Annotated in this window: 21 protein-coding genes, 3 tRNA genes and 1 pseudogene; 22 read left to right on the forward strand and 3 right to left on the reverse strand. The window is 49.3% G+C overall.

The window, feature by feature from the left end; all coding sequences use genetic code 11:
• Nucleotides 1–101: 101 nt before the first annotated feature.
• Nucleotides 102–1,076 (reverse strand): ABC-F family ATP-binding cassette domain-containing protein, encoded by a 975-nt coding sequence (locus ACZOWY_RS06390; RefSeq protein ID WP_484394223.1) that lies wholly within the window; start codon nucleotides 1,074–1,076, stop codon nucleotides 102–104.
• Nucleotides 1,076–1,658: pseudogene (locus tag ACZOWY_RS06395) on the reverse strand (ATP-binding cassette domain-containing protein); the annotation flags it as partial. The pseudogene ACZOWY_RS06395 and the gene ACZOWY_RS06390, both read right to left, overlap by 1 nt.
• A gap of 157 nt (nucleotides 1,659–1,815) precedes the next feature.
• Between ACZOWY_RS06395 and ACZOWY_RS06400 the strand changes: the two are divergent.
• From ACZOWY_RS06400 to ACZOWY_RS06480, 17 genes are all read left to right on the forward strand, one after another.
• The gene (locus ACZOWY_RS06400; protein WP_484393895.1) at nucleotides 1,816–2,283 is read left to right on the forward strand and encodes a NanQ anomerase/TabA/YiaL family protein; all 468 of its coding nucleotides are present in this window, start codon (nucleotides 1,816–1,818) and stop codon (nucleotides 2,281–2,283) included.
• 166 nt (nucleotides 2,284–2,449) lie between these two features.
• A tRNA-Asn gene (locus ACZOWY_RS06405) sits at nucleotides 2,450–2,524 on the forward strand.
• 4 nt (nucleotides 2,525–2,528) lie between these two features.
• A tRNA-Glu gene (locus ACZOWY_RS06410) sits at nucleotides 2,529–2,603 on the forward strand.
• Between the two features lie 10 nt (nucleotides 2,604–2,613).
• A tRNA-Val gene (locus tag ACZOWY_RS06415) sits at nucleotides 2,614–2,689 on the forward strand.
• A 270-nt stretch (nucleotides 2,690–2,959) separates the two neighbouring features.
• Nucleotides 2,960–4,270 carry an amidohydrolase gene (locus ACZOWY_RS06420; protein WP_484393899.1) on the forward strand — a complete coding sequence of 437 codons (1,311 nt, stop codon included), beginning with the start codon at nucleotides 2,960–2,962 and terminating at the stop codon, nucleotides 4,268–4,270.
• 193 nt (nucleotides 4,271–4,463) lie between these two features.
• Nucleotides 4,464–5,294: a DUF3100 domain-containing protein gene (locus tag ACZOWY_RS06425; RefSeq protein WP_484393903.1), complete on the forward strand. Its 831-nt coding sequence runs from the start codon at nucleotides 4,464–4,466 to the stop codon at nucleotides 5,292–5,294.
• On the forward strand, nucleotides 5,291–5,737 hold the full coding sequence (locus tag ACZOWY_RS06430) for a DUF340 domain-containing protein (RefSeq protein WP_484393907.1): 447 nt from the start codon (nucleotides 5,291–5,293) through the stop codon (nucleotides 5,735–5,737). The genes ACZOWY_RS06425 and ACZOWY_RS06430 overlap by 4 nt, the downstream gene beginning before the upstream one ends.
• A 290-nt stretch (nucleotides 5,738–6,027) precedes the next feature.
• Nucleotides 6,028–6,891, forward strand: coding sequence for a methylenetetrahydrofolate reductase (locus ACZOWY_RS06435; protein WP_484393910.1), 864 nt, complete (start codon nucleotides 6,028–6,030; stop codon nucleotides 6,889–6,891).
• A 73-nt stretch (nucleotides 6,892–6,964) separates the two neighbouring features.
• Entirely contained in the window at nucleotides 6,965–7,687 is a 723-nt protein-coding gene (locus ACZOWY_RS06440) for a vitamin B12 dependent-methionine synthase activation domain-containing protein (RefSeq protein WP_484393916.1), read from the forward strand.
• 3 nt (nucleotides 7,688–7,690) lie between these two features.
• Nucleotides 7,691–10,123 (forward strand): homocysteine S-methyltransferase family protein, encoded by a 2,433-nt coding sequence (locus ACZOWY_RS06445; RefSeq protein ID WP_484393920.1) that lies wholly within the window; start codon nucleotides 7,691–7,693, stop codon nucleotides 10,121–10,123.
• Between the two features lie 385 nt (nucleotides 10,124–10,508).
• Nucleotides 10,509–11,693, forward strand: coding sequence for an ABC transporter substrate-binding protein (locus ACZOWY_RS06450; protein ID WP_484393925.1), 1,185 nt, complete (start codon nucleotides 10,509–10,511; stop codon nucleotides 11,691–11,693).
• A gap of 193 nt (nucleotides 11,694–11,886) precedes the next feature.
• Nucleotides 11,887–12,780, forward strand: coding sequence for an ABC transporter permease subunit (locus ACZOWY_RS06455; protein ID WP_093913477.1), 894 nt, complete (start codon nucleotides 11,887–11,889; stop codon nucleotides 12,778–12,780).
• Between the two features lie 2 nt (nucleotides 12,781–12,782).
• Nucleotides 12,783–13,853 carry a branched-chain amino acid ABC transporter permease gene (locus ACZOWY_RS06460; RefSeq protein WP_484393930.1) on the forward strand — a complete coding sequence of 357 codons (1,071 nt, stop codon included), beginning with the start codon at nucleotides 12,783–12,785 and terminating at the stop codon, nucleotides 13,851–13,853.
• Nucleotides 13,850–14,641 carry an ABC transporter ATP-binding protein gene (locus tag ACZOWY_RS06465; protein ID WP_484393935.1) on the forward strand — a complete coding sequence of 264 codons (792 nt, stop codon included), beginning with the start codon at nucleotides 13,850–13,852 and terminating at the stop codon, nucleotides 14,639–14,641. Before ACZOWY_RS06460 ends, ACZOWY_RS06465 begins: the two co-directional genes overlap by 4 nt.
• Entirely contained in the window at nucleotides 14,634–15,347 is a 714-nt protein-coding gene (locus tag ACZOWY_RS06470) for an ABC transporter ATP-binding protein (protein WP_484393941.1), read from the forward strand. Before ACZOWY_RS06465 ends, ACZOWY_RS06470 begins: the two co-directional genes overlap by 8 nt.
• A 187-nt stretch (nucleotides 15,348–15,534) precedes the next feature.
• On the forward strand, nucleotides 15,535–16,215 hold the full coding sequence (locus tag ACZOWY_RS06475; protein ID WP_484393945.1) for a TVP38/TMEM64 family protein: 681 nt from the start codon (nucleotides 15,535–15,537) through the stop codon (nucleotides 16,213–16,215).
• Between the two features lie 113 nt (nucleotides 16,216–16,328).
• The gene (locus ACZOWY_RS06480; protein WP_484393949.1) at nucleotides 16,329–17,900 is read left to right on the forward strand and encodes a CYTH domain-containing protein; all 1,572 of its coding nucleotides are present in this window, start codon (nucleotides 16,329–16,331) and stop codon (nucleotides 17,898–17,900) included.
• 191 nt (nucleotides 17,901–18,091) lie between these two features.
• Here the strand turns inward: ACZOWY_RS06480 and ACZOWY_RS06485 are convergent, their stop codons facing one another.
• The gene (locus ACZOWY_RS06485; RefSeq protein WP_484393954.1) at nucleotides 18,092–19,147 is read right to left on the reverse strand and encodes a hypothetical protein; all 1,056 of its coding nucleotides are present in this window, start codon (nucleotides 19,145–19,147) and stop codon (nucleotides 18,092–18,094) included.
• 206 nt (nucleotides 19,148–19,353) lie between these two features.
• On the opposite strand from ACZOWY_RS06485, the gene ACZOWY_RS06490 reads away from it, so the two are divergent.
• The 5 genes from ACZOWY_RS06490 to ACZOWY_RS06510 all read left to right on the forward strand — a co-directional run bounded on the left by ACZOWY_RS06490 (nucleotide 19,354) and on the right by ACZOWY_RS06510 (nucleotide 26,395).
• Nucleotides 19,354–21,885: an ATP-dependent Clp protease ATP-binding subunit gene (locus ACZOWY_RS06490; RefSeq protein ID WP_484393959.1), complete on the forward strand. Its 2,532-nt coding sequence runs from the start codon at nucleotides 19,354–19,356 to the stop codon at nucleotides 21,883–21,885.
• Between the two features lie 350 nt (nucleotides 21,886–22,235).
• A complete protein-coding gene (locus tag ACZOWY_RS06495; protein ID WP_484393963.1) occupies nucleotides 22,236–23,006 on the forward strand; it encodes a hypothetical protein in 771 nt (256 codons plus the stop codon).
• 78 nt (nucleotides 23,007–23,084) lie between these two features.
• A complete protein-coding gene (acpS, locus tag ACZOWY_RS06500) occupies nucleotides 23,085–23,453 on the forward strand; it encodes a holo-ACP synthase (protein WP_484393968.1) in 369 nt (122 codons plus the stop codon).
• A gap of 95 nt (nucleotides 23,454–23,548) precedes the next feature.
• Entirely contained in the window at nucleotides 23,549–25,108 is a 1,560-nt protein-coding gene (locus tag ACZOWY_RS06505; protein WP_484393972.1) for an NAD(P)H-hydrate dehydratase, read from the forward strand.
• A 189-nt stretch (nucleotides 25,109–25,297) separates the two neighbouring features.
• The gene (locus ACZOWY_RS06510) at nucleotides 25,298–26,395 is read left to right on the forward strand and encodes an N-acetylmuramoyl-L-alanine amidase family protein (protein WP_484393977.1); all 1,098 of its coding nucleotides are present in this window, start codon (nucleotides 25,298–25,300) and stop codon (nucleotides 26,393–26,395) included.

The raw sequence follows: 26,395 nt of genomic DNA on the forward strand, positions 1-26,395 counted from the left end.
AGTCAGTCTCGCCACGACGGCACATTTCATCTCATGAAATGCAGCAATTTTTTCCGATGTTTTGCTTATGTTCTCTCCGGCCGCTTTCTTTTATGGTGATTTTATATAACCTTCGTCGTCCAGTCTTCTATGTTCCAGACTTCGTCAATCCAGTCTTCATAAAATTCCGGTTCGTGGGAAACGAGAAGCACGGATCCTTTAAATTCAATGATGGCTTTTTTCAGTTCTTCTTTGGCTTCCACATCCAGATGGTTGGTAGGTTCGTCCAGAACCAGCCAGTTCACTTCCTTTAACATCAGTTTGCACAGCCGCACCTTGGCCGCTTCGCCGCCGCTTAATACAAAAACCTTGGTGGTGATATGTTCGTTAGTCAGCCCGCAACCGGCCAGAGCGGCCCGCACTTCCGCATTGGTAAGACCCGGGTATGCTTCCCAAACGTCTTCCAGGGCGGTCTTTTCATTTTTGACCCGCTCTTCCTGTTCAAAATAACCGGGTTGCAGGAAATCTCCCTGTCGGATTTTCCCGGAAAAGGGTGGGATCATCCCCAGGATAGTTTTAAGCAAGGTGGTCTTGCCCAGGCCGTTAACGCCCCGGACAGCCACTTTTTTATTGCGTTCCAGCTTAAAAGAGACGGGGCGGGTGAGAGCGCTGTCGTAACCCAGCACCAGTTCCTCCGCTTCTGCCAGAAAACGTCCCGGAGTCCGTCCCGGCTGAAAACGAAAGTGAGGTTTGGGCCGTTCGGCCGGTTTTTCAATCATTTCCATCTTGTCCAATTGGCGCTGGCGACTGCGGGCCATGCCTGTGGTAGCTACCCGGGCCTTGTTCCGGGCGATAAAGTCTTCCAGTTTCGCTACTTCCTGCTGTTGTCGTACATAAGCCGCTTCTATTTGGGCCTTGTGAATCTGGTACAGTTCCTGAAACTTGTCGTAATTACCTGTATAACGGGTCAGTTGGCAGTCTTCCAGATGGTAGATGACGTTGGCTACATCGTTTAAGAAAGGTACATCGTGGGAAATCAGGATAAAAGCGTTCTCATAATTCTGCAGGAAGCGGGTGAGCCAGCGGATGTGGTCCACATCCAGATAGTTGGTAGGCTCGTCCAACAACAGTATATCCGAGTCCTGTAGCAGCAACTTGGCTAGCAGAACCTTACTGCGCTGTCCACCGGATAGTTCGGCTACGTCCTTATCCAGACCGATGTCGCCCAGACCCAGGCCGTTGGAGAAGTCTTCGATACGGCTGTCCAGGGAATAAAAGCCGCTGTGTTCCAGCCGGCTCTGGATTTCTCCCACTCGGACCAGCATTTTGTTCATGGTCTCTTCGTCTGCCTCTGCCATTTTGTCATACAGTTCCAGCATCTCCTGCTCCGCTTCAAAATCTTCGTTAAAAGCAGTGTGCAGGATATCCCGGATGGTCTTCCCGTTTTCCAGACTGCTCTGCTGGTCCAGGTAACCGACTTTGATTTTGCCGGGCCAGGTGATCTGACCGTCATCCGGAAGCAGATTGTTGGTGATAAGGTTGAAGAAAGTGGATTTACCTTCCCCATTGGCGCCAACCAGTCCGATGTGTTCCCCTTTTTCCAGTTTAAAGGAAACATCTTCCAGAATCTGGCGACCACCGAACGAATGGCTTACATGGCTTACGGTTAAAAAACTCATGTGGTTTCTCCTGTGTATGAAAAGTATTGGAATATTACGTGCCTGTGTGGCAGTTTTTGCAAAATATACCCTATTCTACCTTATGGAAAGCAGTTTTGTACAGAAGTTTTTTGTGATACAATAAGACTGCAGGAGAATGAAGATATGGAGGTCTGTTATGATTACTGGTAACAAAAAAGATATTACAAAACTTTTACCGTATGTTTCCCAACGGCTGGGCGTGGCCTTGCAGTACATTGCGGAAGCAGATTTCACCAAAGTGGAGTGCGGGGAATACCATCTGGACGGGGACAATGTTTTTGCGCGGGTGGACCGTTACACTACCGAACCGAAAGAAAATAAAAAACCGGAAAGCCATAATGCGTATATCGATGTGCAGTATCTGGGAGAAGGTACGGAAAAAATTTATTACGCGGCAAAATCGGATGCGCATAAGGTAATAGAAGATTACGCGGCAGAACGGGATCTGCTGTTTTACGCTGATGCGGGAGAAAAAGATGCTGTAACATTAGGGTCCGGGGTCTTTGCAATCTTCTTTCCCTGGGAACTGCACCGGCCCGGATGCCATGCGGTACATGGGGGCTGCACGGTACAGAAGATTGTAGTGAAAGTACTGGCGGAATAAAAAAACGCTTGTCAAACAGGATAAAGTGTGGTAGTATAAGCTCCGTTGAGTTAAGCACTGTGAGTTACCGGATTTGAGGACTGTTAAAAAAGTGTAAAAAAGCTATTGACAAGGTTCTGTGATTGTGGTAATATAACTCACGTAGTCGCTGAGACTACAAGCTAATTCCACCATAGCTCAATGGTAGAGCATTCGGCTGTTAACCGAAGGGTTGTAGGTTCGAGCCCTACTGGTGGAGCCAATGTGGCCGGTTGGTCAAGCGGTTAAGACACCGCCCTTTCACGGCGGTATCAGCGGTTCGAATCCGCTACCGGTCACCATATTTTTTTTGGGCGCTTAGCTCAGCTGGGAGAGCGTCTGCCTTACAAGCAGAATGTCAGCGGTTCGATCCCGTTAGCGCCCACCAATTAAAAACAGTAAGAACAGGACGGGTTTTATGACCTGTCTTTTTTATTTTATTTTACAACAGAACAGGTTGAGACTGCCATTAGTAAGAATGTATACATTTTAGATTTACTGCAAACCGAATTGAATTGTGTTATAATTATATAAAATTTGAATTGATATGAAATCAGGGCTTTAAAGATAAGTTTTTTCGATTTCTAACTATATGCATTATTGGTGAAACTGGTGAAGAACACATGATGTGCTTGAAACTGTTAAGGAGCTGATTCCTATGAACAAAGAAGAATTGAAAGTTGCGGTATGTAATGCTATCGATGCGGCTGTACCTGATATTGAAAAACTGGCCCTTTGCATTGAAAGCGAACCGGAACTTGGGTTTAAAGAAACCAAAACGGCGAAGAAAGTGGAAGATTATATGCGGAGCCTGGGTCTGGATCCTCAGACCGGTTTGGCCCTTACCGGTGTGAAGAGCCGTATAAAGGGAGCTAAGCCCGGACCTACTGTTGCGGTGCTGGCAGAACTGGATGCCATCGGCACCCCGGACAGTCCCAAGGCAGACCCCCAGACAGGGGCGGCACATACCTGCGGTCATTTTCTGCAGACTTCTGTCATGCTGGCTGCCTGTACTGGCATCGTTAAATCCGGTGTGATGAAGGAACTGGCAGGGGATGCAGTGTTCTTTTCCGTACCGGCAGAAGAATATGTTGAGATTACGTACCGTAAAACCCTGCGGGAACAGGGAAAGTTGCATTACATCTGTGGCAAGGGGCAGCTGATTTATGAAGGCCATTTTGATGACATTGACATGGCTATGATGATGCACTCTCAGGCTAACATGCCTCAAAAGGCAGTAGCTATCGGCAGTTCCAGCAACGGCTTTGTAGGCAAGACTGTGCAGTATATCGGCAAGTCCGCCCATGCAGCCAATGCGCCCCATGAAGGCATCAATGCACTGAATGCAGCCTGCCTGGGCCTGATGGGCATCAATGCCCTGCGAGAGACATTCCAGGAAAAAGATATTGTCCGGGTGCACCCCATCATCACCAAGGGTGGCGATCTGGTGAACAACGTGCCCTCGGACGTACGTATGGAACTGTATGTGCGGGCGGCCACCATGGACGCTATTGACAATACTCACAAACGGGTGGATGCGGCTTTAAAAGCCGGCGGCGACGCCGTAGGGGCGAAAACAGTCATTGAAACGTTGCCGGGTATGCTGCCGTTGCACTGTTGCAAGGCGATGAATGACCTGTTCGTGGAGAATGTGAAACAGTTCTCTCCCGAAACGGAAATTCTGGACTCCGGTCATTTTAGCGCCTCCACAGATATGGGCGATGTGTCCCACCTGATGCCGGCGATTCATCCGTTCATCGGGGGCACGGATGGGGCTCTGCACACCAAAGACTTTACTGTGACTGATTTTGACGCGGCGGTAATTACCCCGGCCAAGGCTTTTGCCCGCATGATCGTGGATCTGCTGTACGATGACGCAGCCTGCGCGAAAAAGATTATTGCGGATAACAAGCCGCTGCTGACTAAAGAAGAGTATATTGCCAAGTGCGACTCGTATTTTACATGCTAAAGAACTGTGCAGAAAGTAACAGAACCATTCCACATAGGATAGAAGCTGTTCCTGAGCCAGACATCAAGTCCGGAGTGTGACGCAGAAAGTTGATTAAAACTGTAGTGCCATGTGTGTGTACAAGTTGTTTTAAAATAATTCCAGAGAAGTAATCTCTGAATTATAAAAAATATATTTAAGGGAAGTGAAAAAAGTGAAAGATTTCCGTCTTCATCTCATCGTTCTTATTTTGATCATTGTGGCGGAAAAAATCGGCAACATTTCTATCACGGTTGGTGTTGGCAAAATCGTGTTGCTGCCCATGATGTACGCATTGCTGATGGGTGTGGCGACTGCGCCCCGGTTTACCAAGATTTCCAGTGAAAAGAATGTCAAAACAGCCAGCTCCCTGTTAGGCATTACCCTGATGTTGCTGATGGCCAGGTACGGTACCCTGGTAGGCCCCAGCCTGCCGAAGATCCTGGCAGCCTCTCCTGCCCTGATTTTGCAGGAATTCGGTAACCTGGGCACTATCATCATCGGTGTTCCCCTGGCAGTATTTGTAGGGCTGAAGCGGGAAGCCATCGGCGCTGCCCACTCCGTAGCCCGCGAACCTAACGTAGCCCTTATCGGCGAACGGTACGGCCTGGACGGTGCGGAAGGCCGCGGTGTTATGGGCGTATACATCTGCGGTACAGTTATCGGGACCATATTCTTCGGCCTGATGGCCAGCCTCGCGGCGGCGTACCTGCCGTTCCATCCCTATGCCCTGGCGATGGCTGCCGGCGTAGGTTCTGCCAGTATGATGACCGCAGCAGTAGGTTCCCTGTCCGCCATGTTCCCCCAGATGGCAGACCAGATAGCGGCTTTCGGCGCGGCCTCCAACATGCTGTCCGGCCTGGACGGTCTGTACATGAGTATCTGGATGGCTCTGCCCTTTGCGGAATGGCTGTACAGAAAATCCTACCGCATGAAATACGGTGTGGATCCGGAACCCCCTGTTGTAAAGAGTCTGGAAGAAGGAAAGGAAGGTGAATCAAAATGAAGATGAGTGAAACCTTAGGTGTTTTATTGATTTGCGGCTTCCTTTCATTAGTAGCTAACGTAGTGGGAACGAAGAACGGTTTTGTGGAAGCCATTCCCGGAATGCTGTTCCTGATAGCCCTTGCCTTTTTGGGTATCTGGCTGGGCAAAGTGATTCCCGGCGGCATCCCAGGCGTTGCCTACGTGGTAACCATCGGCTGTATCCTGACCGTACCCGGAGTGCCTTGCGCAGCCGCTATCTCGGCAGCGGTATCCAAAGTCGGTTTTATGCAATTGTGTACCCCGATTCTTGCGTATGCAGGCGTCGCTATCTGCAAAGATCTTGACGTATTTGCGGAAAGCAGCTGGCGTATCGTTGTGGTAAGCTGTGTGGTATTTATCGGTACCTATATCGGTTCCGCAATCATCGCCCAGCTGATCCTGAAAGCGATTGGTCAGATTTGACAGGGATACCCTTCTTGAGGGAAATTCAAATCTAGCGGTTTTCTGAATCAGGGACAATACTGCACAAAATGAATTTGCGTTGGTAAAGAGAAGAAATCGGTGCCGGATTCTTTCTTTTCATACTTTGTCTGATGAAAAGGGGTATCCGGCACTTTTGTTATATCTGAAACAGTTATATCATGGTTTTGCTATTATAAAAATTTTTTCCCCTCTGATTCTGAAAAAAAGAGGACTTTCTGTTAAAATTATGATAATACTACGTTAACACATGACGAAAAGGGGGGACTGTCATGAAGATTATAGACCATTTAAAAGAAAGGCGTGCCGGAATTTCGTGCGAATTATTTCCGCCCAAGAAAGGTACAGAATTGGCTAATGCGCTCGAAATCGTCCATACCATTGCGGAGAAGGGGCCTTCTTTCATCAGTGTGACTTACGGAGCTGGCGGTTCCAATGTAGGTCAGGCAGTAGCTGTTGCCGCTGAGGTAAAAAAATGCGGTGTGCCTTCCATGGCGCATCTGACTTGTATCAATGCAGACGAAAGTAGTATCGAAGCTGTTTTGGAACAGATGCGGACAAATGGTATTGATAATATTTTGGCTTTGCGTGGTGACCTGCCGGAGGGACAAACATTGGAACATGCAGAGTATCAGCATGCCAGCGACCTTGCAAAAAAAATCAAGTCTTTTGGTGATTTCTGTGTAGGTGGTGCCTGCTATCCGGAAGGTCATCCAGAAAGTGCTAACCTCAATGATGATATTGAAAAGCTGAAGATTAAAGTGGATAATGGTGTGGAGTTTCTGGTAACCCAGATGTTTTTCGACAACGATGTGATGTATAATTATATGTATCGGCTGCTGGCCCATGGCATTACGGTACCGGTAGTGCCAGGTGTGATGCCCGTGACCAATGCGAAGCAGATTCAGCATATTTGTAAGCTGAGCGGTACCAAACTGCCGTTGCGGTTCCGCGCTATTGTAGAAAAATATGGGAATGACCCGGAGGCGATGAAACAGGCAGGTATCAATTATGCTGTGGCCCAGGTGCTGGATCTTCTGGCCAACGGGTTTATGGACGTACATGTCTATACTATGAACAAGCCGGATATTATCGGAGGGATATTGGATAATCTTTCCTGTATTGTAAAACGGTAAAGTAAAAAAGGTAAAGGTGAAGCAAGTCCTGATTGCGTCAGCCTTTTATACAATAATTATGTCAGATGTTATTATGTCAGATGTTATTATCTTTTTTAACAAAAAGGAAGCATTGCGCTACTTTCATGCACAATTGGGTGATATACAGGCGGAAACGGCTGTTGACGCTGCCTATGAAAAGATGCGCAACGAACTTCAGCCCAGGTACACGGTGAAGAAATTTGGGTGTCACATTGGGTGCGAGAAGGATAGTTCGGTTCCGTCCATTGTTTTGCTGGATAACGGCACGGTGTTTCACAGCAGGGCGCTGGCCCGGTATGTGGGAGACGCGAAATCACTGTACCTTTTTGGGGCAACACTGGGGAGCCGCGTAGATGTTGCCTTGCGGCGCATGGCGCTGACCAGTGTGGCAGTGGCCGGGGCAGGCCAGGCCGTGGCGGCTGCCCTTATTGAAACGTACTGCGATGACTGTTGCCGGGAACTGCAGAAAGAACTTCCGGAAGGGCAGAGGCTGAAATGGCGGTTTTCACCGGGTTACGGGGATTGGGCCCTGGAGGAGCAGAAAATCCTGTTTCCTGTGCTGGATTGTGCCCATACCATCGGTTTGACACTGACGGAAAGCTGTATGATGGCTCCGGTGAAATCCGTGACAGCGGTCATGGCGGTTGTGGAAGCTGCGGATGTGAATGGATTCGCAGAAGGGGATAAATGGGAATTCTCCTGCAATAGGAGTACAGAACGAAATAAATGCCGAAACTGCAGCAAAGTAAACTGCGAGTTCAGGCGGAAGGAATAAAAGATGGCGATCCTTGATTTGTTAGGACGTGAAATTCTATATTTTGATGGGGCCATGGGAACCCGCCTGCAGGCCGCCGGGATGATGCCAGGTGAACTGCCGGAGGTATGGAATATTACCCACGGTGATATCGTGTCTGGAATCCATGCCAGTTATGTGAGGGCAGGGGCCAATATCCTGAAGTCCAATACGTTTGGCGCCAATGCCTTAAAAATGAAAGGTTCCGGTTGCTCGGTGGAAGATGTAGTACTGGCAGCATTCCGGAACATCAGGTCGGCCTTTGCGTCTGTGCCTGAAATGTCTGAAGAAAAGAAATTTGCCGCACTTGATCTGGGGCCTACGGGAAAACTGCTGGCGCCTTACGGGGATTTGCAGTTTGAGGAGGCTGTTTCTTTGTATGCGGAAGTGGTACGGGCCGGTGTAAAAGCTGGGGCGGATCTGGTCCTTGTAGAGACTATGAGTGATACCTACGAAGCCAAAGCAGCCATTCTGGCGGCAAAAGAAAACAGCTGCCTGCCTGTTTTTATTACTTTTACTTTTGATAAGAATGGTATTCTGTTGAACGGGGCGGATGTGGAAACGGCGGTACTTTTGGCGGAAGGGTTAGGCGTGGAAGCTGTTGGCTTTAACTGCGGACTGGGACCGGACCTTGTGGCGAAGCTGATGCCTCGGGCAAGGGCGGTTACGAACTTGCCCCTGATTGCCAACCCCAATGCAGGGCTTCCGGTGGAAAAGGACGGGAAAACCGTCTTTACTACCGGTCCGGAAGAGTTTGCGGACTTTATGCTGGAAGTGTACCGCGAAGGCGGTGCGGTGCTGGGCGGTTGCTGCGGAACGGATCCGGACTACATTCATTTGCTGACAGAACGGACGCAGGGGTTGCTGCCGGTTTCTGCATATTATCAGAAACAAGCGGAACGGGATGGCGTTCCAAAACATTCCGTCACCGCAGTTACTGGCTATGGTGCCCCGGTGTATTTTGACAGGGTGCCGGTTCTCATCGGGGAGCGAATTAATCCTACGGGTAAACCTTTATTAAAAGAAGCGCTGCGTAACGGGGACATGGACTACATCTGCCGTTTGGGACTGGAACAGCTGGACAACGGCGCCCATATTTTGGATGTGAACGCGGGCCTTCCAGGTCTTGATGAAACAGAAACCTTAACTGAAGCAGTGAAGGCTTTACAGTCCGTTACATCCGTACCGCTGGAAATTGATACTTCTGATTATAAAGCCATGGAAAAAGCCCTGCGCCTGTATAATGGAAAACCATTGCTGAACTCTGTGAACGGAAAGCAGGAATCCATGGAGAACGTGTTTCCTCTGGCAAAAAAATATGGCGCGGCGGTCGTAGGTCTGTGTCTGGATGAAACCGGTATACCTGTCACGGCAGAAGGGCGTCTGGCCATTGCGGAAAAAATAATCAGAACAGCAGCCCGATATGGTATTGCGTCAAAGGATATCCTCATTGATCCCCTGGCTCTGACAGTGAGTACGGACAGCCGCAACCCCGCCGTCGATATTGCGGTGATCAAAGCGATGAAAGCCAGAGGAATCCATACGGTGATGGGAGTATCCAACATATCTTTTGGCCTTCCCAACAGGGATGCGGTGAACAGTGCGTTTTTTGCCATTTCTCTGGCAGCCGGGCTGTCTTCCGCTATCATGAACCCCCAGAGCGGGCGTATGATGGAAGTATGGTATGCTTATTGCGCATTAAACGGAGCGGATACCGGATGTAAAGCTTTTGTTGCCCGGTATACCGATGTGTCGAAAAATCAGACGGCAGTGACAGTGTCCGAATATACTCTGTACGACGCTGTTGTGAGGGGTCTTGTGGAACAAAGCGGTAAAGCTGTGAAAAAACTGCTGGGAGAAGGCAGGGTACCATTGGAAATCATCAATCAATTTATTATTCCGGCACTTAACACGGTAGGGGAAGGCTTTGGTAAAAAGACACTGTTTCTGCCCCAGCTTCTGATGGCGGCGGATGCGGCTAAGGCGGCATTTGATGAATTGAAAAAAGAGATAAAGAAAAACGCAACCATGGAAGGCACTCCAAACGATACCATCGTGCTGGCCGTAGTGAAAGGCGACATTCATGACATAGGAAAAAACATTGTCAAGGTGTTGTGGGAAAATTATGGGTACCATGTGGTAGATCTTGGGAAAGATGTGCCTGCCGAATCCGTGGTGGAAGCCGTGGAAAAACATCATGCAAAGCTGGTAGGGCTAACGGCACTGATGACTACTACCGTAGCTGCCATGGAAGATACTATCAATGCACTTCGTAAAAAGGCTGATACGAAAATTCTGGTCGGCGGCGCGGTGATGACCCAGGAGTATGCAGACTCAATCGGCGCAGACGGTTATGCACCGGACGCGGTGGCTGCAGTGGATTATGCAAACCGGTTATTTAAAGGAAAGAAGAAATAATCAGAATAAATAATATTACATACAGCATGGCAGCAGGAAAATGTATTCTGCTGCTTTTTTTATTTTTATCGTAAAATGATAAATTTTTATGTAAAAAAACAAAAAGATTTGTATTTGTGAAATGGACATGTACACGATGCGTTTTGGTAAAAGTATTTTTGATGCGTACTAAAATAGTAAAAAATATTCCATTAAAGAATGGAAAATGTTTCTTATTTATTTATATACTTTCGTTATATGTAAAATTTGGCTATTATTATTACACTTTTTGCGGTGTTGCCATGAGTGGACAAAAGTGCTATAATGCACGTATGTCAAAAGAAGCAAGCCGGTTTTAAACTGCTTCGCTATATTTGTGTTAAAACATGAAGGAGGAGTGTTTCAAATGAAAAAGTTTGTATCTGCATTATTAGCATCTGCAGTAGCCCTGAGCCTGGTAGCAGGTTGCGGCGGCGGAGATAAAAAGAAAGCCGACGAGAAAAAACCGGCGGCAGCCGGCACTGTAAAAGTCGGCGTGTTCCTGCCCCTGACCGGCGATAATGCAGCCGGCGGCGAATTGGAACTGCGCGGTATCAAACTGGCTAACAAGCTGCATCCTGAAATCAACGGCAAAAAGATTGAACTGGTTATTGCCGATAACAAATCCGACAAAGCGGAAGCTGCAAACGTAGCGGCGCGCTTAATTGAAAAAGACAAAGTTAAAGTAATCCTGGGTACCTACGGTTCTTCCCTGGCTATGGCAGCCGGTAACATCGTAAAAGACAGCAAGGTTCCGGCTATCGGCACCAGCTGCACCAACCCCCAGGTTACCAAAGGTAACGACTATTACTTCCGCGCCTGCTTTATCGATCCGTTCCAGGGTACCGTTATGGCTAACTATGCCTTCAAGAAAGGCGCCAAAAAGGTTGCCATCGTACAGGAAGTGTCCAATGACTACTCTGTAGGTCTGGCAAAATTCTTCAAAGAAGCTTTTGAAAAACTGGCCGGCGCAGGCAGTGTAGTTGAAATTGCTAACTATCAGACCGGCGACAAAGACTTCAGCGCACAGCTCACCAACCTGAAAGCCAAGAACCCGGACGCTATCTTCGCGCCCGGCAATTTCACCGAATCCGCCCTGCTGATTAAACAAGCCCGCCAGCTGGGTATCAAAGCCCCCTTCCTGGGCGGCGATACCTGGGAAACCCAGGACTTTGTTAATGTTGGCAGCAAGGAAGTTGACGGCGTAGCTTTCTCCAGCGCATTTGACAGTACCAAGGCTGCGACCCCGGAGGCCAAGAAATTCCTGGAAGCCTATGCCAAAGAATACAAGGGTGAACAGCCTGGTGGTTTGACAGCCCTGGCATACGACTCTTACCTGATCGCTCTGAATGCTATGCAGAAAGCCGGTGTAGATGACAGCGTGAAGATCCGTGAAGCCATTGCGGCTACCAAAGACCTGGAAACCACAACCGGCAAGACCACGCTGAACGCTGACGGCGATCCCATCAAGTCCGCGGTTATCAAGACTGTAAAAGATGGTAAATTCAGCTTCATTGACATGGTTAACCCCGAAGATCTGAAAGCAAAATAATCAGTTCGCTTACAAATTCATCAGTTTAATTCCCGTTTTTGCCCTGCTTCCCTCCCCGCGGGGGAAGCAGGTATTTTTGAGTACACCGGTTCCGCGTGCCTGCGTTTCGGCGTCAGGCAGTCATTTGTATGAACCGGCGTACCGTTCTGTTTGAGGTGCAACATATATGGAGCTTTTTCAAGCTATAACCAACATGACTGCGGTAAGTTTTGCCCAGCATATGGTGAACGGTATTTCCCTGGGCAGCCTGTATGCCCTTATCGCCATCGGTTATACCATGGTGTACGGCATACTGCTGATGATCAATTTCGCCCATGCGGATATCGTCATGATGGCCTGTTATTTTGCTTTGTTCGGCATTACGACATTCCATATTCCCTGGTATCTTACCTTTATCTTAACAATTGCTGCTACAGCCCTGCTTGGGGTGATTATAGAACGTTCAGCCTACCGTCCCCTGCGGGACGCGCCGAAAAACTCCGTGCTGATCTCGGCCATCGGCGCCTCTTTCCTGCTGGAGAATCTGGCTAACTATCTTTTCAGCGGACGTCCCCTGCATTTCCCGGATATTCCTTTTCTGTCCAGTATGATTGATCTCAATGGCATACAGGTCCAGGCTATCTGCCTGTTCATTCCGGTCGTAACATTGGCCTGCCTGTTCCTGTTGCTGCACATCGTCAACCATACCAAGACCGGCATGGCCATGCGGGCTGTGTCCAAGGACTATGAAATTGCCCGGGTCATGGGTGTCAACATCGACAACATCATCTCCATCACCTTTGCCATAGGCTCTGCCCTGGCTGCTATCGGCGCCATTATGTGGGGTATCCGTTACCCGGGTATTACTCCGTATCTGGGTGTTATGCCGGGCCTGAAATGCTTCATTGCAGCGGTGGTGGGCGGTATCGGTAATATCAAAGGCGCAGTTATCGGCGGCTTCATCCTGGGCTTGGGCGAAATTCTGATTGTGGCTTTCTTCCCCCAGTTCTCCGGCTACCGGGACGCCTTTGCTTTCATCATGCTGCTTTTGATTTTATTCTATAAACCCACCGGTTTATTAGGCGAGAAAATGACGGAGAAGGTGTAATCATGAATAATAAGCGAAATATCATGCTCACCATTGCCGCCCTCGTCATTCTCTTCGGTGTGGCATGCTTTGTTCAGGCGGAAGTTAACTCCTACGTACGGCGGATTATCAATCTGTGCCTCGTTTACGCCATCATCGGGCTGTCCATGAACGTGACCAACGGGTTTGCCGGTCAGTTCTCTCTGGGCCAGGCCGGTTTTATGGCCATCGGCGCCTATATGGTTGGCATCTTCACGGTGCCGGTGGAACTGCGGGCGGACGTATTTTACGCCGTCCCCATGAATCCCCATCTTGTCAATGTTTATATGCCCCTGTGGATGGCGCTGATTTTAGGCGGTGTGCTGGCAGCCTTTGTGGCCGGTATCATCGGTACCCCGGTATTACGGCTTAGGGGCGACTATCTGGCCATTGCCACGCTGGGATTTTCTGAGATAATCCGCATCGTTATCACCAATGCAACCAGTATTACCAACGGGGCTTTGGGTATAAAGAACATCCCGCCCCTGAACGATGTACGGTACATTTTTATGGCCGCAGCCATCTCCTACGTGCTTATCACACTGTTGCTGAACTCTTCCTACGGCCGGGCTTTCAAAGCCATCCGGGAAGATGAAATCGCGGCGGAAGCCATGGGTATCAGTCTGTTCTACCACAAGAATCTGGCCTTTATGGTCAGTGCTTTCTTTGCCGGCATCGGTGGTGGTCTGTACGGCGCTCTGCTGGGTACCGTAGATCCCAAAAACTTCTTATTTACATTAACTTACAATTTCCTGCTGATCATCGTGCTGGGCGGCATGGGTTCCGTCACCGGAAGTATGTTCGGCGCCATCATCGTCACTGCGGGCCTGGAATACCTGCGCCTCTTTGACGAACCGATGGAGCTTATGGGCATAGCTATCCCCCTGTTCCGACCGGGCCTGCGCATGGTGGTGTTCTCCATCCTGCTGATGGTCTGCGTACTGTTCTGGCGCCGTGGCATCATGGGCACTAACGAACTGACCTGGGAAAAAATCATCAGTTTTGTGAAGCACCCGCTGGCAGGCTTCCGTAAAAAGGGGGTGCAGGGTAAATGATCCGGACTGTATTGCGTACCGAGCATGTAACCATGCAGTTTGGCGGCGTCATTGCCGTCAATGATTTAAACATTGTAGTAAAAGAGCATGAAATCATTGCCCTTATTGGACCTAACGGCGCTGGTAAGACCACGGCATTTAACGATATCACCGGCGTGTACACACCTACCAAAGGCCGTGTCATCTACTCGCCGGCAGAAGGAACTGAAATTGACATTACCGGCAAAAAACCCAGCGAAATTGCACAGTTGGGGATTGCACGTACCTTCCAGAATATCCGCCTGTTCAAAGATTTAAGTGTGTATGAAAATGTGCTCATTGCCAAGCATTTGCATCTGGAATCCAACTTCCTGGCGGCTACGTTCCGCCTGCCCGGCTACAAAAAAGAAGAAGAAGCCATGCGGGCCGACGTGGAACGTTTGTTAAAAGACGTTAACCTGTGGGATGTTCGAAACGAAAAAGCCAGCAGCTTACCTTACGGCAAGCAGCGTTATCTGGAAATTGTAAGGGCGCTGGCTACGGAGCCGCAGCTTCTGTTGCTTGACGAACCGGCGGCGGGCATGAATCCGAAGGAAACGGATGAGCTGACTGATTTTATCCGGCAGATTCGTGACCGTTTCAACCTGACCATTTTTATGATTGAGCACCACATGGATCTGGTCATGGAAATTTCTGACCGAATTTATGTGCTGGATTTCGGTACCACCATCGCAACCGGTGACCCGGCGGCAATACAGAATAACGAACGAGTCATTAAGGCGTACTTGGGGGAGGATGAAGATGCTTAAAGTCAGAGACCTGGTTGTGGCTTACGGCGGCATTGAAGCCCTGAAAGGCATCTCCGTAGATGTGCCGGACGGGCAGATCGTCACCCTGATTGGAGCTAACGGAGCCGGGAAAAGCACGCTGCTGCGTACCATCATGGGACTGGTGAAGCCCCAGAGCGGTTCTGTGGAATACAATGAAGAAAACTTAAAAGGCCTGAACAGCCAGCACATCGTGTCCAGGGGCATTACCCTGGTACCGGAAGGACGGCGGGTGTTCCCCAACCTCACTGTGCTGGAAAACCTGCGCATCGGCGCCTATCTTCGCAAAGATGAAGAGGACATCGTCAAGGATATCAAACGGATCTATGAACTGTTCCCCCGGTTGGAAGAACGGAACTGGCAGATGGCCGGTACCCTCTCCGGTGGCGAGCAGCAGATGCTGGCCTTAGGACGCGCCCTTATGAGCCGCCCCAAAGTGATTATGATGGATGAACCTTCTTTAGGTCTGGCACCTTTGGTTATCAAAGATATTTTTAATATTATCCGGCGCATCAACGAAAGTGGAACCACCGTACTACTGGTAGAGCAGAACGCCAACATGGCTCTGAAGGTGGCCCACCATGCTTACGTACTGGAAACAGGACGGATTAAGATGGAAGGCAGTGGCAGGGAACTGCTGGAAAACGAAGTGATTAAAGAAGCGTATCTTGGAAAAAAGAAAAAGTAAGCGGTAAAGATTCTTAAAACGGTTGCGAACATATAATGGCGTGCAAAGATTTTGTTTACTACTTGCACGCTTTTTGTTTTTACTTTTTGAGGGTATGGGTTATAATAGACGAAACAAGGGCGAAATTATGAAAACGATACCGCAACGTTGTTGTGGGATCGATAACTTTAAAATGGGAATCTCGTGTATGAATGATAAATTATTATTCTTTTTACGCATGCACCGTCATGCGTTGCTGCTGGTTATTTATTTGTGTATCATTGTTGTGCTCTGGCGTTTACCGGGAGTATTCCATCCAAAATCGGTGGAAGATGTACGTCAGTGGGTTACGGGTTTTGGGTTATGGGGACCGGCAGCTTATGTATTGTTGTATATTGTACGGCCCTTGCTTCTGCTCCCCGGTCTGCTGTTGAACGTAGCAGCAGGAATCCTGTTTCCGCCGGTAATCGGAATTCCCTGTCTGACTGCAGGCGGGTTAGGCAGTGCGGTACTGCTGTTTTTTATGTCCCGTACGGGTATCGGCAGTGAATTTCTGGATTTGCACGGGGGCAAGTGGGGCGGCCGTATCCATCAGTATCTTTCAGACAGCACGAAAAATTTCCAGCGTATGTTGTGGCTCCGTACAGTGCCATTGTTTCCTTACGATGTAATCAGCCTGGTAGCCGGTTGTACAGAGATGCGTTTCGTAACTTTTGCGGTTACTACGTTGATTGGAATACTGCCGGGTGCAGTAGCCTATAATGTGTTAGGAGATGCCCTGGGCGGGAATTCCGGCCTCGGCGTTTCCATATGCCTGTTGGTCATTGCTTTTGGCATTCCCCTGGCATTCTGGTATTTTGGCGGGGAACGGAAGCGCTTGAAAGAATAATCATAAAAGTTATATAATAGTTGCGTGAACGTGAATATACAATTTGTCTTTTTTATGATGTACTTGTGTCGGCAGGATGCACCGGCAGACTGGGGAGTAATATGCAGAACAATATGGAAACGGAAATCAAATTACTGATAGCCAAGAAAGATGTAAAGGCGCTGGTGGCGTCCCCTCTGGTTGCCAAAAGAACAAAGAAGGGCAGCCATAAAACAATGAAGCTGGTCAACATTTATTTTGATACCCGTGACCTGCTGCTGCAACAGGCGGGTATTGCTTACCGCGTGCGACAGAATGGGAAGAAATACGAAGCCACGATCAAACTGCGCAAAACGGCTGCAGCAGGTCTGACAGAGCGCCAGGAATACAATGTGCCGGTGAAGAACGGGAAACCGGATCTCTCTGTTTTTAATGCATGCGGTTTGCAGGTGGATTTTGATGGATTACTGGGAACGGCCCAAATCGAAAAGCTTTTCACGGTACGGGTGAAACGGGAAATACGACTCCTGCAGGTGACGAAAGAGACATTGGTGGAAATGGCTGTCGATCAGGGATTCATTTCGGCCGGTGGTAAGAAGGAGACCATCGACGAAGTAGAACTGGAGTTGAAAGAAGGTTCTTTGGCTGACCTCCTGGCTTATACTTCAAAGATAGCAACGGAGGTTCCTGTGTTTACGGAATCTCGGAGTAAATATGCGCGTGGCCTGGCATTATTGGACAAACTGGAACCGGAGGGAAGCCGTAAGCTGACGGATATTGATTGGGAAAACAGTTATTGCGAAGAATATAAGAAGCTGTTTTACCAGTGTGGTACGGCTATTCTGGAAGAACAGAATGTGTTTGCGGACTGCGGTAACCTGCAGGCAGAGGCAGATCGTATTTTCCTGCCCTGCTTTGAGAGGATGCAGGAAGTACTTTACTGGCTGCAGCCAGTGATGGATAGCAGCGCTGGGATGCAGGCTAATTTGCAGGGGGCGCTGCGTCTGTTATATAAACTGCGGGATACCAAAGCGTTGCTGAAAAGATGGAAGAGTTTGCTCAAACTGGCGGACGGACGCCTTGGCGTAGATAAGGTTACACGCATCCTGGAAAACAGGATCGAGGAAGTCGGGGATGAGGTTCAGCGTCAGATATTGGCCGGGATCTATTCTGTCATCGTCTTTTCCTTATGGGCCGCCATGGAAGGCGCGGGCTGGAAAGCGGAAGAGTATCTGCAGACGGGACAGCTGTTGCAGGTTCGTGTTAAAGATATTCTTGAAAAGATTGAAAACGCAATGAGCCGGGAAAAACAAGCAGAGACGGAAAAGGCCAGCGCCATGGTAGTGGGAAACCCGGTGCCGGAGAAAAAAGGCAAGAAGATTCGGCTGCAGGAACCGGGTTACATCACTGTGAACCGTCTCGGCAAAGAATTTCATTATTTGGTCAAAGCCAATGAAATCAGCAAACTGACAGACTTGAACAAAGAAAGCCGGAAGAAACTGGAGAAACTGGGTGAAGCCATGTCAGAACTATTTGCGGTGAGCAGTCTGGCCCAATCAATTCCGGCTGAACTGCTGAAGTCCAACACCGTGCTGGCAGCACGGCAGGGAGGCTACCTTCTGGGTGATTTGGCCGCGGAACAGTTAATGGCCCGCAAAGCGGTGAATAAGACGTTTACGAAGTGGATGAAGACGATGAAGAAGTAAATTGAATTTATAAAATTTATTTGTAAACAATCTGAAAAAAATTGGCAAACGTTAAAAAAAACGTTTGACTTTTTGACTTTATATATTATAATGATACTAGGCAAAAGAAAAGAGCCCCCGTTTTGGGGACTCTTATATCTGCCTTTTATTTTGGCAACGGATTAGCACTCTTCCTGTGAGACTGCTAATAATCACTTAAAGATGGCAATGCCCAATAAAATGAGAGCGATGACAGCCAGAAGCGTGATGTTGTACTTTCGCATCTGCTCCATGTGATGGCTGGTAACCGTTTCGTTCAACATGTTGTAGCAGCGCTGCAGTACCTGCATCTTCCGTTCAATGTTTTCCTGCCAGACGGATGCTTTCAGCAGTTTCATATACCGCGTGTATACCCTGGCATAGAAAATATCTTCGGTGACCAGCAGCGCGTTGGTGATGTTACTGGTCAGGCTGCTGACATCCGCCATGGTTTCCAGCAGTTCATCGCGCATGTTGCGGAAGATGTCGATGTTTTTCAGATTTTCTTTATCTTCGATTACATCGTACGTCTTGTCGATGGCGTGGTTTAGGAAGTTGTCATAATAGCGCAGTTCCAGATATTGGGCGTTGGCAAATTCCAGCAGGTCGGGAATGTCCATGCTGCCGGTGGGGTCGTAGACCACGGCGCTGTCCCAGGCCAGATACGCTATGTCGTCTGCGTAGGAGAAACGGTTGGCCAGTGTGGATTCCCGTGTCTCTTCGTTGACCGGGTTCGCATCCTTCAACAGGAAGGGCACGATATCCCAGTCGCCGGGAATGGGATCCTGGAAATAGTACACCACGAAGTCTTCATCGTAACCGGAAATATTCTGGTTGGTGCAGGCGGGACCGATGGTTTCCATGGTCGCGTCCAGGAAGCGCCGGAATGCTTCGTCCGGCAGTTCTTCAACGGCCAGCACCAGTTTCAGGTATTCCTGATAGGTGATATCTTCTTCAGGCGGAATGTTGAAGAGGATACAGATAACCCCCAGGTCTTGGATGCGGGCCTTTACCTCAACCAGATATTCCACGCCGCCGATTGTCATTTCATGGTACCCCAGTTCCACCAGCACAGGCGGATCGTGGAAGGTAATGGATTTAGTGGAAATGCGGTCCAGGCGCAGGCGGGATGAAATCTTGTTGCGGCTGTGCCACAGGGCCTGTACCTGGTCAAGGTTGATCTCGTCGGCTACGTCAAAAAGGCGATAGGCGATGACATTGGTTCTCATGATATAACCTCACAAAACTAAAGTAATAAGTGGCGAATGTTCAATAATTAATTATAGCATAAAAACAAAGTATTTTCTTATGTTTATATAAATTAAAGTGCAATACGCCAAAAGTTTTTTAAGAAAAAACAGATTCTGTCAGAAACTTTTAAAATGGTTTGTTATTAAAATTTAAATAGATTTAGTCGAAGATTGGAGTGATACATATGAACGAAAACTATACCGATGAAGTTAAAGCCATCATTGAAGCGGCACAGCAGCAGGCTTTAATGAACTACAACCAGGAAGTGACCAGCGCGCACCTCTTGCTGGCACTGTGCAGTGATGACTTTTTTAAGTTTTTGTTGCAGACGTTTAAAGTAGATGAAAACACATTTGCGAATGAAGCGAGGGCCCTGGTAAGCCGTATTCCTTCTGTTAAAGGACAGGACCGGCAGCTGCTCATGAGTTCGGACTTTGCGCGGGTCAACGGCATCATACTCCGCAAGGCGGGACAGGGAAACGTGACGGTGGGTCATCTGGTCTCTGCTTTGGCAAGCGACGGCAGCAGCGATGTTACGGCGCTGTTTAAAAAGTACGGTATCGACAGCAACAAGATTGAAAAACTATATGAGCATTACCTGAACAGTTCCGCCAATGATGAAAGCAAGAAGACGCTGGAAAAATTCGGGCAGGACCTGACGGCAAGAGCCCGACAGGGCAAACTGGACCCGGTGATCGGCCGAGACGACGAGATTCGCCGTACCATTGAGATCCTGAGTCGCCGGAAAAAGAACAATCCGGTGCTCATCGGGGAACCGGGCGTAGGGAAGACCGCCATCGTGGAAGGACTGGCCCGCCGAATCGTGGCCGGGGACGTGCCGGAAAGCCTGAAGAATAAAACGCTGTATGCGCTGGACCTGGCTGCCCTGGTAGCCGGGGCCAAGTACCGGGGCGAATTTGAGGAACGGCTGAAGAAGGTACTGAAGGCTGTGGCGGACAGCGCCGGGCAGATCGTCATGTTCATTGATGAGCTGCACACGGTGGTCGGCGCCGGCGCAGCGGAAGGTTCCATGGACGCCGGCAACATCCTGAAGCCCATGCTGGCCCGGGGTGAGCTGCGTTGTATCGGCGCCACTACCCTGAATGAGTATCACAAATATATTGAAAAGGACAGTGCCCTGGAGCGCCGTTTCCAGCCTGTCATGGTCAACGAGCCCAGCGTGGAGGATACCATTTCCATCCTGCGCGGTTTGAAAGAAAGCTATGAAAACCATCACGGGGTGAGAATCAAAGATGCGTCTCTGGTAGCTGCTGCCGTGCTAAGCCAGCGTTATATCAATGACCGGTTCCTGCCGGACAAAGCCATCGACCTGGTAGATGAGGCAGCGGCCCGGCTCCGTACGGAGATTGATTCTTCCCCGACGGAAATTGATGAAAGCAAACGCAAGATTCTGCAACTGGAAATTGAAGAGCAGGCTTTAAAGAAAGAGGATGACCCCGGGTCCGCAGACCGTCTGGTCAAACTGCAGGAACAGCTGGCCAAACTGCGGGAAGAGAATGCGGCCCTGATCAAGCGCTGGGATGACGAAAAGGCCGGCATCGTCAAGGTGCGGGAAGTGAAAAAAGAAATCGGCGCCGTAAAACAGGAAATGGAAAAGGCGGAGCGGGACTACGACCTGAACAAGCTGGCAGAACTGAAATACGGCCGCCTGCCGGAACTGCAGAAACAGCTGCAGGAGTTGGAAAAACAGTCCGGCGGCGATAATGCCCTGCTGAAAGAAGAAGTGGACGAGGACGATATCGCCCGGGTAGTCAGCACCTGGACCGGGATTCCTGTACAGCGGCTTGGCACCGGGGAGCGGGAGAAACTGGTACACCTGGAAGAAACTCTCCATGAGCATGTCATCGGCCAGGATGAAGCGGTGAAGGCCGTGGCGGATGCGGTGATCCGTGCCCGTGCCGGCATCAAGGACCCCAACCGTCCCATCGGTTCCTTCATCTTCCTGGGACCCACCGGCGTGGGCAAAACCGAGCTGGCCAAGACGCTGGCGGAAGTCCTTTTTGACGATGTGAAGAACATGATCCGCATCGACATGAGCGAATACATGGAGAAGCACACGGTATCCCGCCTGATCGGTGCACCTCCCGGTTATGTGGGTTATGACGAAGGCGGCCAGCTGACAGAAGCGGTGCGCCGTCATCCGTATTCTGTCATCCTGTTTGATGAAATTGAAAAAGCCCATCCCGATGTGTTCAATGCACTGCTGCAGGTGTTGGACGATGGCAGGCTGACGGACGGCCAGGGCCGCAGCGTAGACTTTAAGAACACGCTGATCATCATGACCAGTAACATCGGCAGCCAGCGGATCATGGAAGCCAAAGAAGCGCTGGACAGTGAAGCGGTGCGGCAGCTGCTGCTGACCCGGTTCCGTCCGGAATTTCTGAACCGCGTGGACGACATCGTGACATTCAAAGCGCTGCAGCCTGACCAGATCAAGGACATTGTGAAACTGATTCTGAAGGAACTGGGCGACAGGGTAAACAAGCAGCTGGAAATCAAACTGACATGCACGGACGAAGCTGCGGCTTTGCTAGCTAAGGAAGGCTTTGATCCCCAGTTCGGGGCTCGTCCGCTGAAACGCCTGATCGTACACAGCGTGGAAAATGTGCTGTCCAAGAAGATCGTCAACGGCGAAATCAAAGCCGGGGACAGCGTGGAGATTTATGTGAACAACGGCAGCATTGATGTGAAGTGACTTTTGATTTAACAGGCTTTCGTGCATCACAAAATGGTTTATTTCGGTTTGAGAACTGCCGCAAAATGAAAAGGAAATCTTTTCTTTTTGCGCGGTTCTTTTTTGTTTTGTATTGTTGAAAACGATTAACTGTATTATGTCTTTTTTGTGTTCTTTTTTAAAAATAATTTAGAAATACTTAAATTAAGTAGTTTATTGCATTCTCCCTTTATGATAAAATAAAATGAATCCGTATATATATTTTTTCAATGAATACGTTAGGAAAATAATAAGTAATTATTGACGGTTTGTAACATTCTTTTCCTGATTCGAATCAGATCAATTAACCGGAAAGCAGGGAGGCTTTAATCATGGGAAAAATGAAAAAAATTCTGGCTGCAGGCGTGGTCTGCTATGTAGCATACAAATTAGGGAAAAAGTATTTAAAAGAAAACAATATGACTGCCGAGGATGTGTTTGACTCCGCAAAGAAGAAAGCAGAAGAGTTTGCCAGGCAGGCTGCGGGAGTTGTTCCTACCACAAAGAGCGGAGAACCGTCCGGCAAGAAGATTTACACGTTTGGAAAGGAAAAACGCATTGAGATGGTACATCTGGCAGATGGCATCACCGGTTTGTATGACAATAAAAAGAATTATCCCATTGAAAAACAGGTAAAGACCTATAGTGAGGATGGGGGCAAACTGTATGTGTACAGTGATGCGGCGGACTATGTGATTTCCGACGATCCGTTCTTCATGAATGTTTATGTGAAGGATAAAGCGCAGACGGAAGCCATCGCCATTGCGTTAGGCAAACAGTATGATGCGGAAGAAATTGCTGTGTACAACTACGGCTCCAGCCAGAAGTTCGATGCCCAGGGCATGGCGGCGGAAGCGGAAGCAGAAAAAGTAGCTGCGGAACAGGCCGAAGCCAAAGCCAAAGAAGCTGAGCTGGCAGCCCGGGATGCAGCGGAAAAAGCGGAAGCCGCTGCAAAAGCTGCCGCAGAGAATGTTGAGACCGCTGCAGACAAAGCCGAAGAAGTAGTGGAAGATGTTGCTGAAAGAGCAAAAGCAAAAGTAGAAGACGTTACAGAAACTATTGAAACCACTGCGGAGGAAGTGGCCGATAAAACAAAAGAGTAATTATATGTGGTCAGGAAAAGACAGAAGTAATCTTTTCCATGTTGGTTAAGTCTTTTCCGGACAGAAATGGAGATATAAATGCTTGGAATCGGCTGCGATCTGGCAGATGTAGAACGAATAGAAAAAGCCATAGCCCGAAAAGGCTTTAAAGAACGGGTCTTTGCGCCGGAAGAGCTTGCTTACTGCACTGGTTCCCATGGAGATAAAGCCCAAAGCTATGCTGCCCGATTTGCGGCAAAAGAAGCGTTTTTGAAGGCAATCGGTACAGGGCTCCGTGGCAGCGGACAGCTCACAGAAATTTTTGTAGTGAACGATGAACTCGGCAAGCCCGAACTACACATCACCGGCTTTTATGCAGCATACATAGACAAGCTTGGCGTAAAAAAAATCCATCTTACTCTCAGTCACACCGCCGCCACTGCAATGGCAGTGGTAGTGTTGGAATAAGGATAGTTTAGAGGTAAGGAAAAGCCAGGAGCAATCTTTTCCGTGCTTTCAATGTCTTTTCCTGATAGTAAGTAATAAAGACAGGAGGCCTGCCTATGCATATTTTACTGGCAGAGGAGATGAGGCGGCTGGATCGGGCTGCCGAGGAGGAAATCGGTATCCCCGGTCTGGTGCTGATGGAAAATGCAGGCCGCTCTGTGGCGGATGCGGCAGAAAGAATGTCAGGTTGCTGCTGTCATAGAAAAGTTGTTATTTTTGCGGGAAAAGGCAATAACGGCGGCGACGGCAGCGGCGCAGGGCGTTGGCTTCATAACCGGGGAGCGGATGTTACACTGGTTTTGGCCTGTACGGCGGAGGAACTTTCCGGCAGTGCCGCGGATGAATTGCAGTACTATATCGCCTGCGGTTCGCCGGTGCTGGAGGTTGCCGATGCAGAGGATAATCTGCGTTTTGCAGAAATTGAGAACCTGGTAATGCAGGCAGACCTGATTATCGATGCCCTGCTTGGTACAGGTTTTTCAGGAAAGATGCGCCCGCTGTTTACGCGTCTGTGCGGCTGTATCAACCGGGCAAAAGAAAAACATCCTGCCTGCGGGGTTCTGGCGGTGGATATACCTACCGGCGTCAATGCGGATACAGGAGAGGCCGATGCCAATGCGGTGCGGGCGGATGTCACTGTGACCATGGCACTTCCGAAGCTGGGACTATATCTGTATCCCGGAGCCACCTATGCTGGCACGGTGCAGGTGGCCGATATCGGTATGCCTGCTTCGCTGTTGCGGGAGGCGGAGCCTGCCTGCCTTTTGGTTACAAAAGACCACATAAGGGCATTATTGCCTGACCGTCCGAAAAACGCCCATAAGGGAAGCATGGGGCGGGTGACGGTCATTGCGGGCTCTTACGGATACGTGGGGGCTGCAGCCTTAAGCAGCTTTGCGGCGGTGAAAGGCGGAGCCGGACTTGTCACCTTGCTGACTCCGGAAAATACAAGGGAAATACTGTCGATAAAACTGACTGAAGTGATGGTAAAGGGACTGCCGGTTTCAGAAAATCGGCTGATGGCGGATGAAGCGCTGGAGGTAGTTTCCGAAGCATTGGACAAAACAGATGTGCTGGCCGTCGGTCCGGGCTTTGGTGTGTCGGAAGATGCCGGCAGCCTGGTCCGGGATATACTGGTTACTGCAGCGGTTCCCTGCGTCATTGATGCGGACGCCATTACGGCATTGCGGGATCATACAGAAATATTATCCCATATGCTGGCGGAAAAAGTACTGACGCCACATCCGGGAGAAATGGCCCGTATTACCGGGATTCGGATTGGGGAAATTGAAAAGAACCGGGTGGAAGTGGCCCGGCAGTATGCGGAAAAGTGGCAGGCAGTTATCGTTTTGAAAGGTGTACCTACAGTCATTGCTCTGTCGGACGGGACCGTATTTCTGAATACGACCGGAACACCGGCTATGGCGACAGGGGGCAGCGGTGACGTATTGACCGGCCTGATTGCTGCACTGATCGGACAGGGACTTTCCGTGGCTGATGCGGCAGTGGCAGGCGTATATCTCCACGGCCTTGCTGGAGAACTTGCAGCAAATGACAGTGTGGGCTTGGCAGCTTCCGAACTGTTGCTGAAATTACCGGAAGCGCGAAAACTCTGAGAAAATAACTGGAAATTATATTAAGAAATTGATATGAGCAATCATTGACGGTTCTGCGAAGTTTTTTTCTTACAGCATTCTTCAGATATATCAATCAGGAAAACGGTTTGCACATAAATATGTTTTATGCTAAAATTAATTGTTATAGCATTTGATATATATTGGAAGTTATTTAAAGGAGGTACCGGTTTGCATAGACGTTTTTTTGCATTTTTGGTCTGGACCGTCTGCCTGTTGGTGACTTGTACAGCGTCTGCGGCAGCTCTGGTTACAGATGTAAACTGGGGTGTGGATAAATTTAATGTGCTCCGTATGGTCGTGGATCTGACGGAAAATGCCCGTTACAATGTTTCTGTAGCTGACGGTAAAGAGCTGCAAATCAGGGTTATAGGCGGACTGGACCCCAAAGTGGGCCGGAAAGGATCAATCAAAAGCGATCTGGCAAAAAGTTATTCGGTGGACAGGGATCAGAACAGTGTTACTGTGCGGGTACCCATGACGAAAAAAGTAGAGCGGTCGGACGTAAAGAGTTTTGTCCTGAAAAAGGATGCCTCAACCGGAAGGCCGCCACGCCTTGTAGTGGATGTTTCCACTAACAAAGTGAGCAATGCTTCCATGAAATATGGGGCGACTTCGGTGCGACGTCCGGTAATACGCCCTTCCCAGGGGCCGTCTACCCCGGTAGGAAACCGGATAAACTTTGCCACGACGGGTGGACTGAAGGGCAAGCGTATCACCATCGACCCGGGTCATGGAGGTTCGGACCCTGGCGCTATCGGGCCGAAAGGCAACAAGGAAAAAACATCTACACTGCAGATCGCCAATTACCTGAAGTCTTATCTGACATCAGCCGGTGCACTGGTATCTATGACCCGTACGTCAGATAAAGACGTATACGGTCCTTATGCTTCGGCTAAAAACGAACTGCAGGCGCGGGTAAACGTAAGTACCCGCAACCGGGCGGACGCCTTTGTCAGCATCCATCACAATGCGAACAACAACCGCAGTATTGGCGGCATTGCCACCTATTATTATCCGAAATCCGGTTACGATTATAAACTGGGTAATGCGATTCAGAAAAAAATGGCTGCAGCGTCCAAACTCCGGAATATGGGAACGCAGCAGGCAAACTTTTATGTGGTCAAGCGTTCCTACATACCGGCAGTTTTGCTGGAGGTGGGCTTCCTCAGCAATTACCGGGAAGAACAGCTGATCAGCAGCGCGTGGTTCCAGAAGACCATTGCCAAAGCTGTATTTGACGGATTAAATGAATATTTCGGCGGTTGA

This window comes from Succiniclasticum sp. (assembly GCF_056977735.1).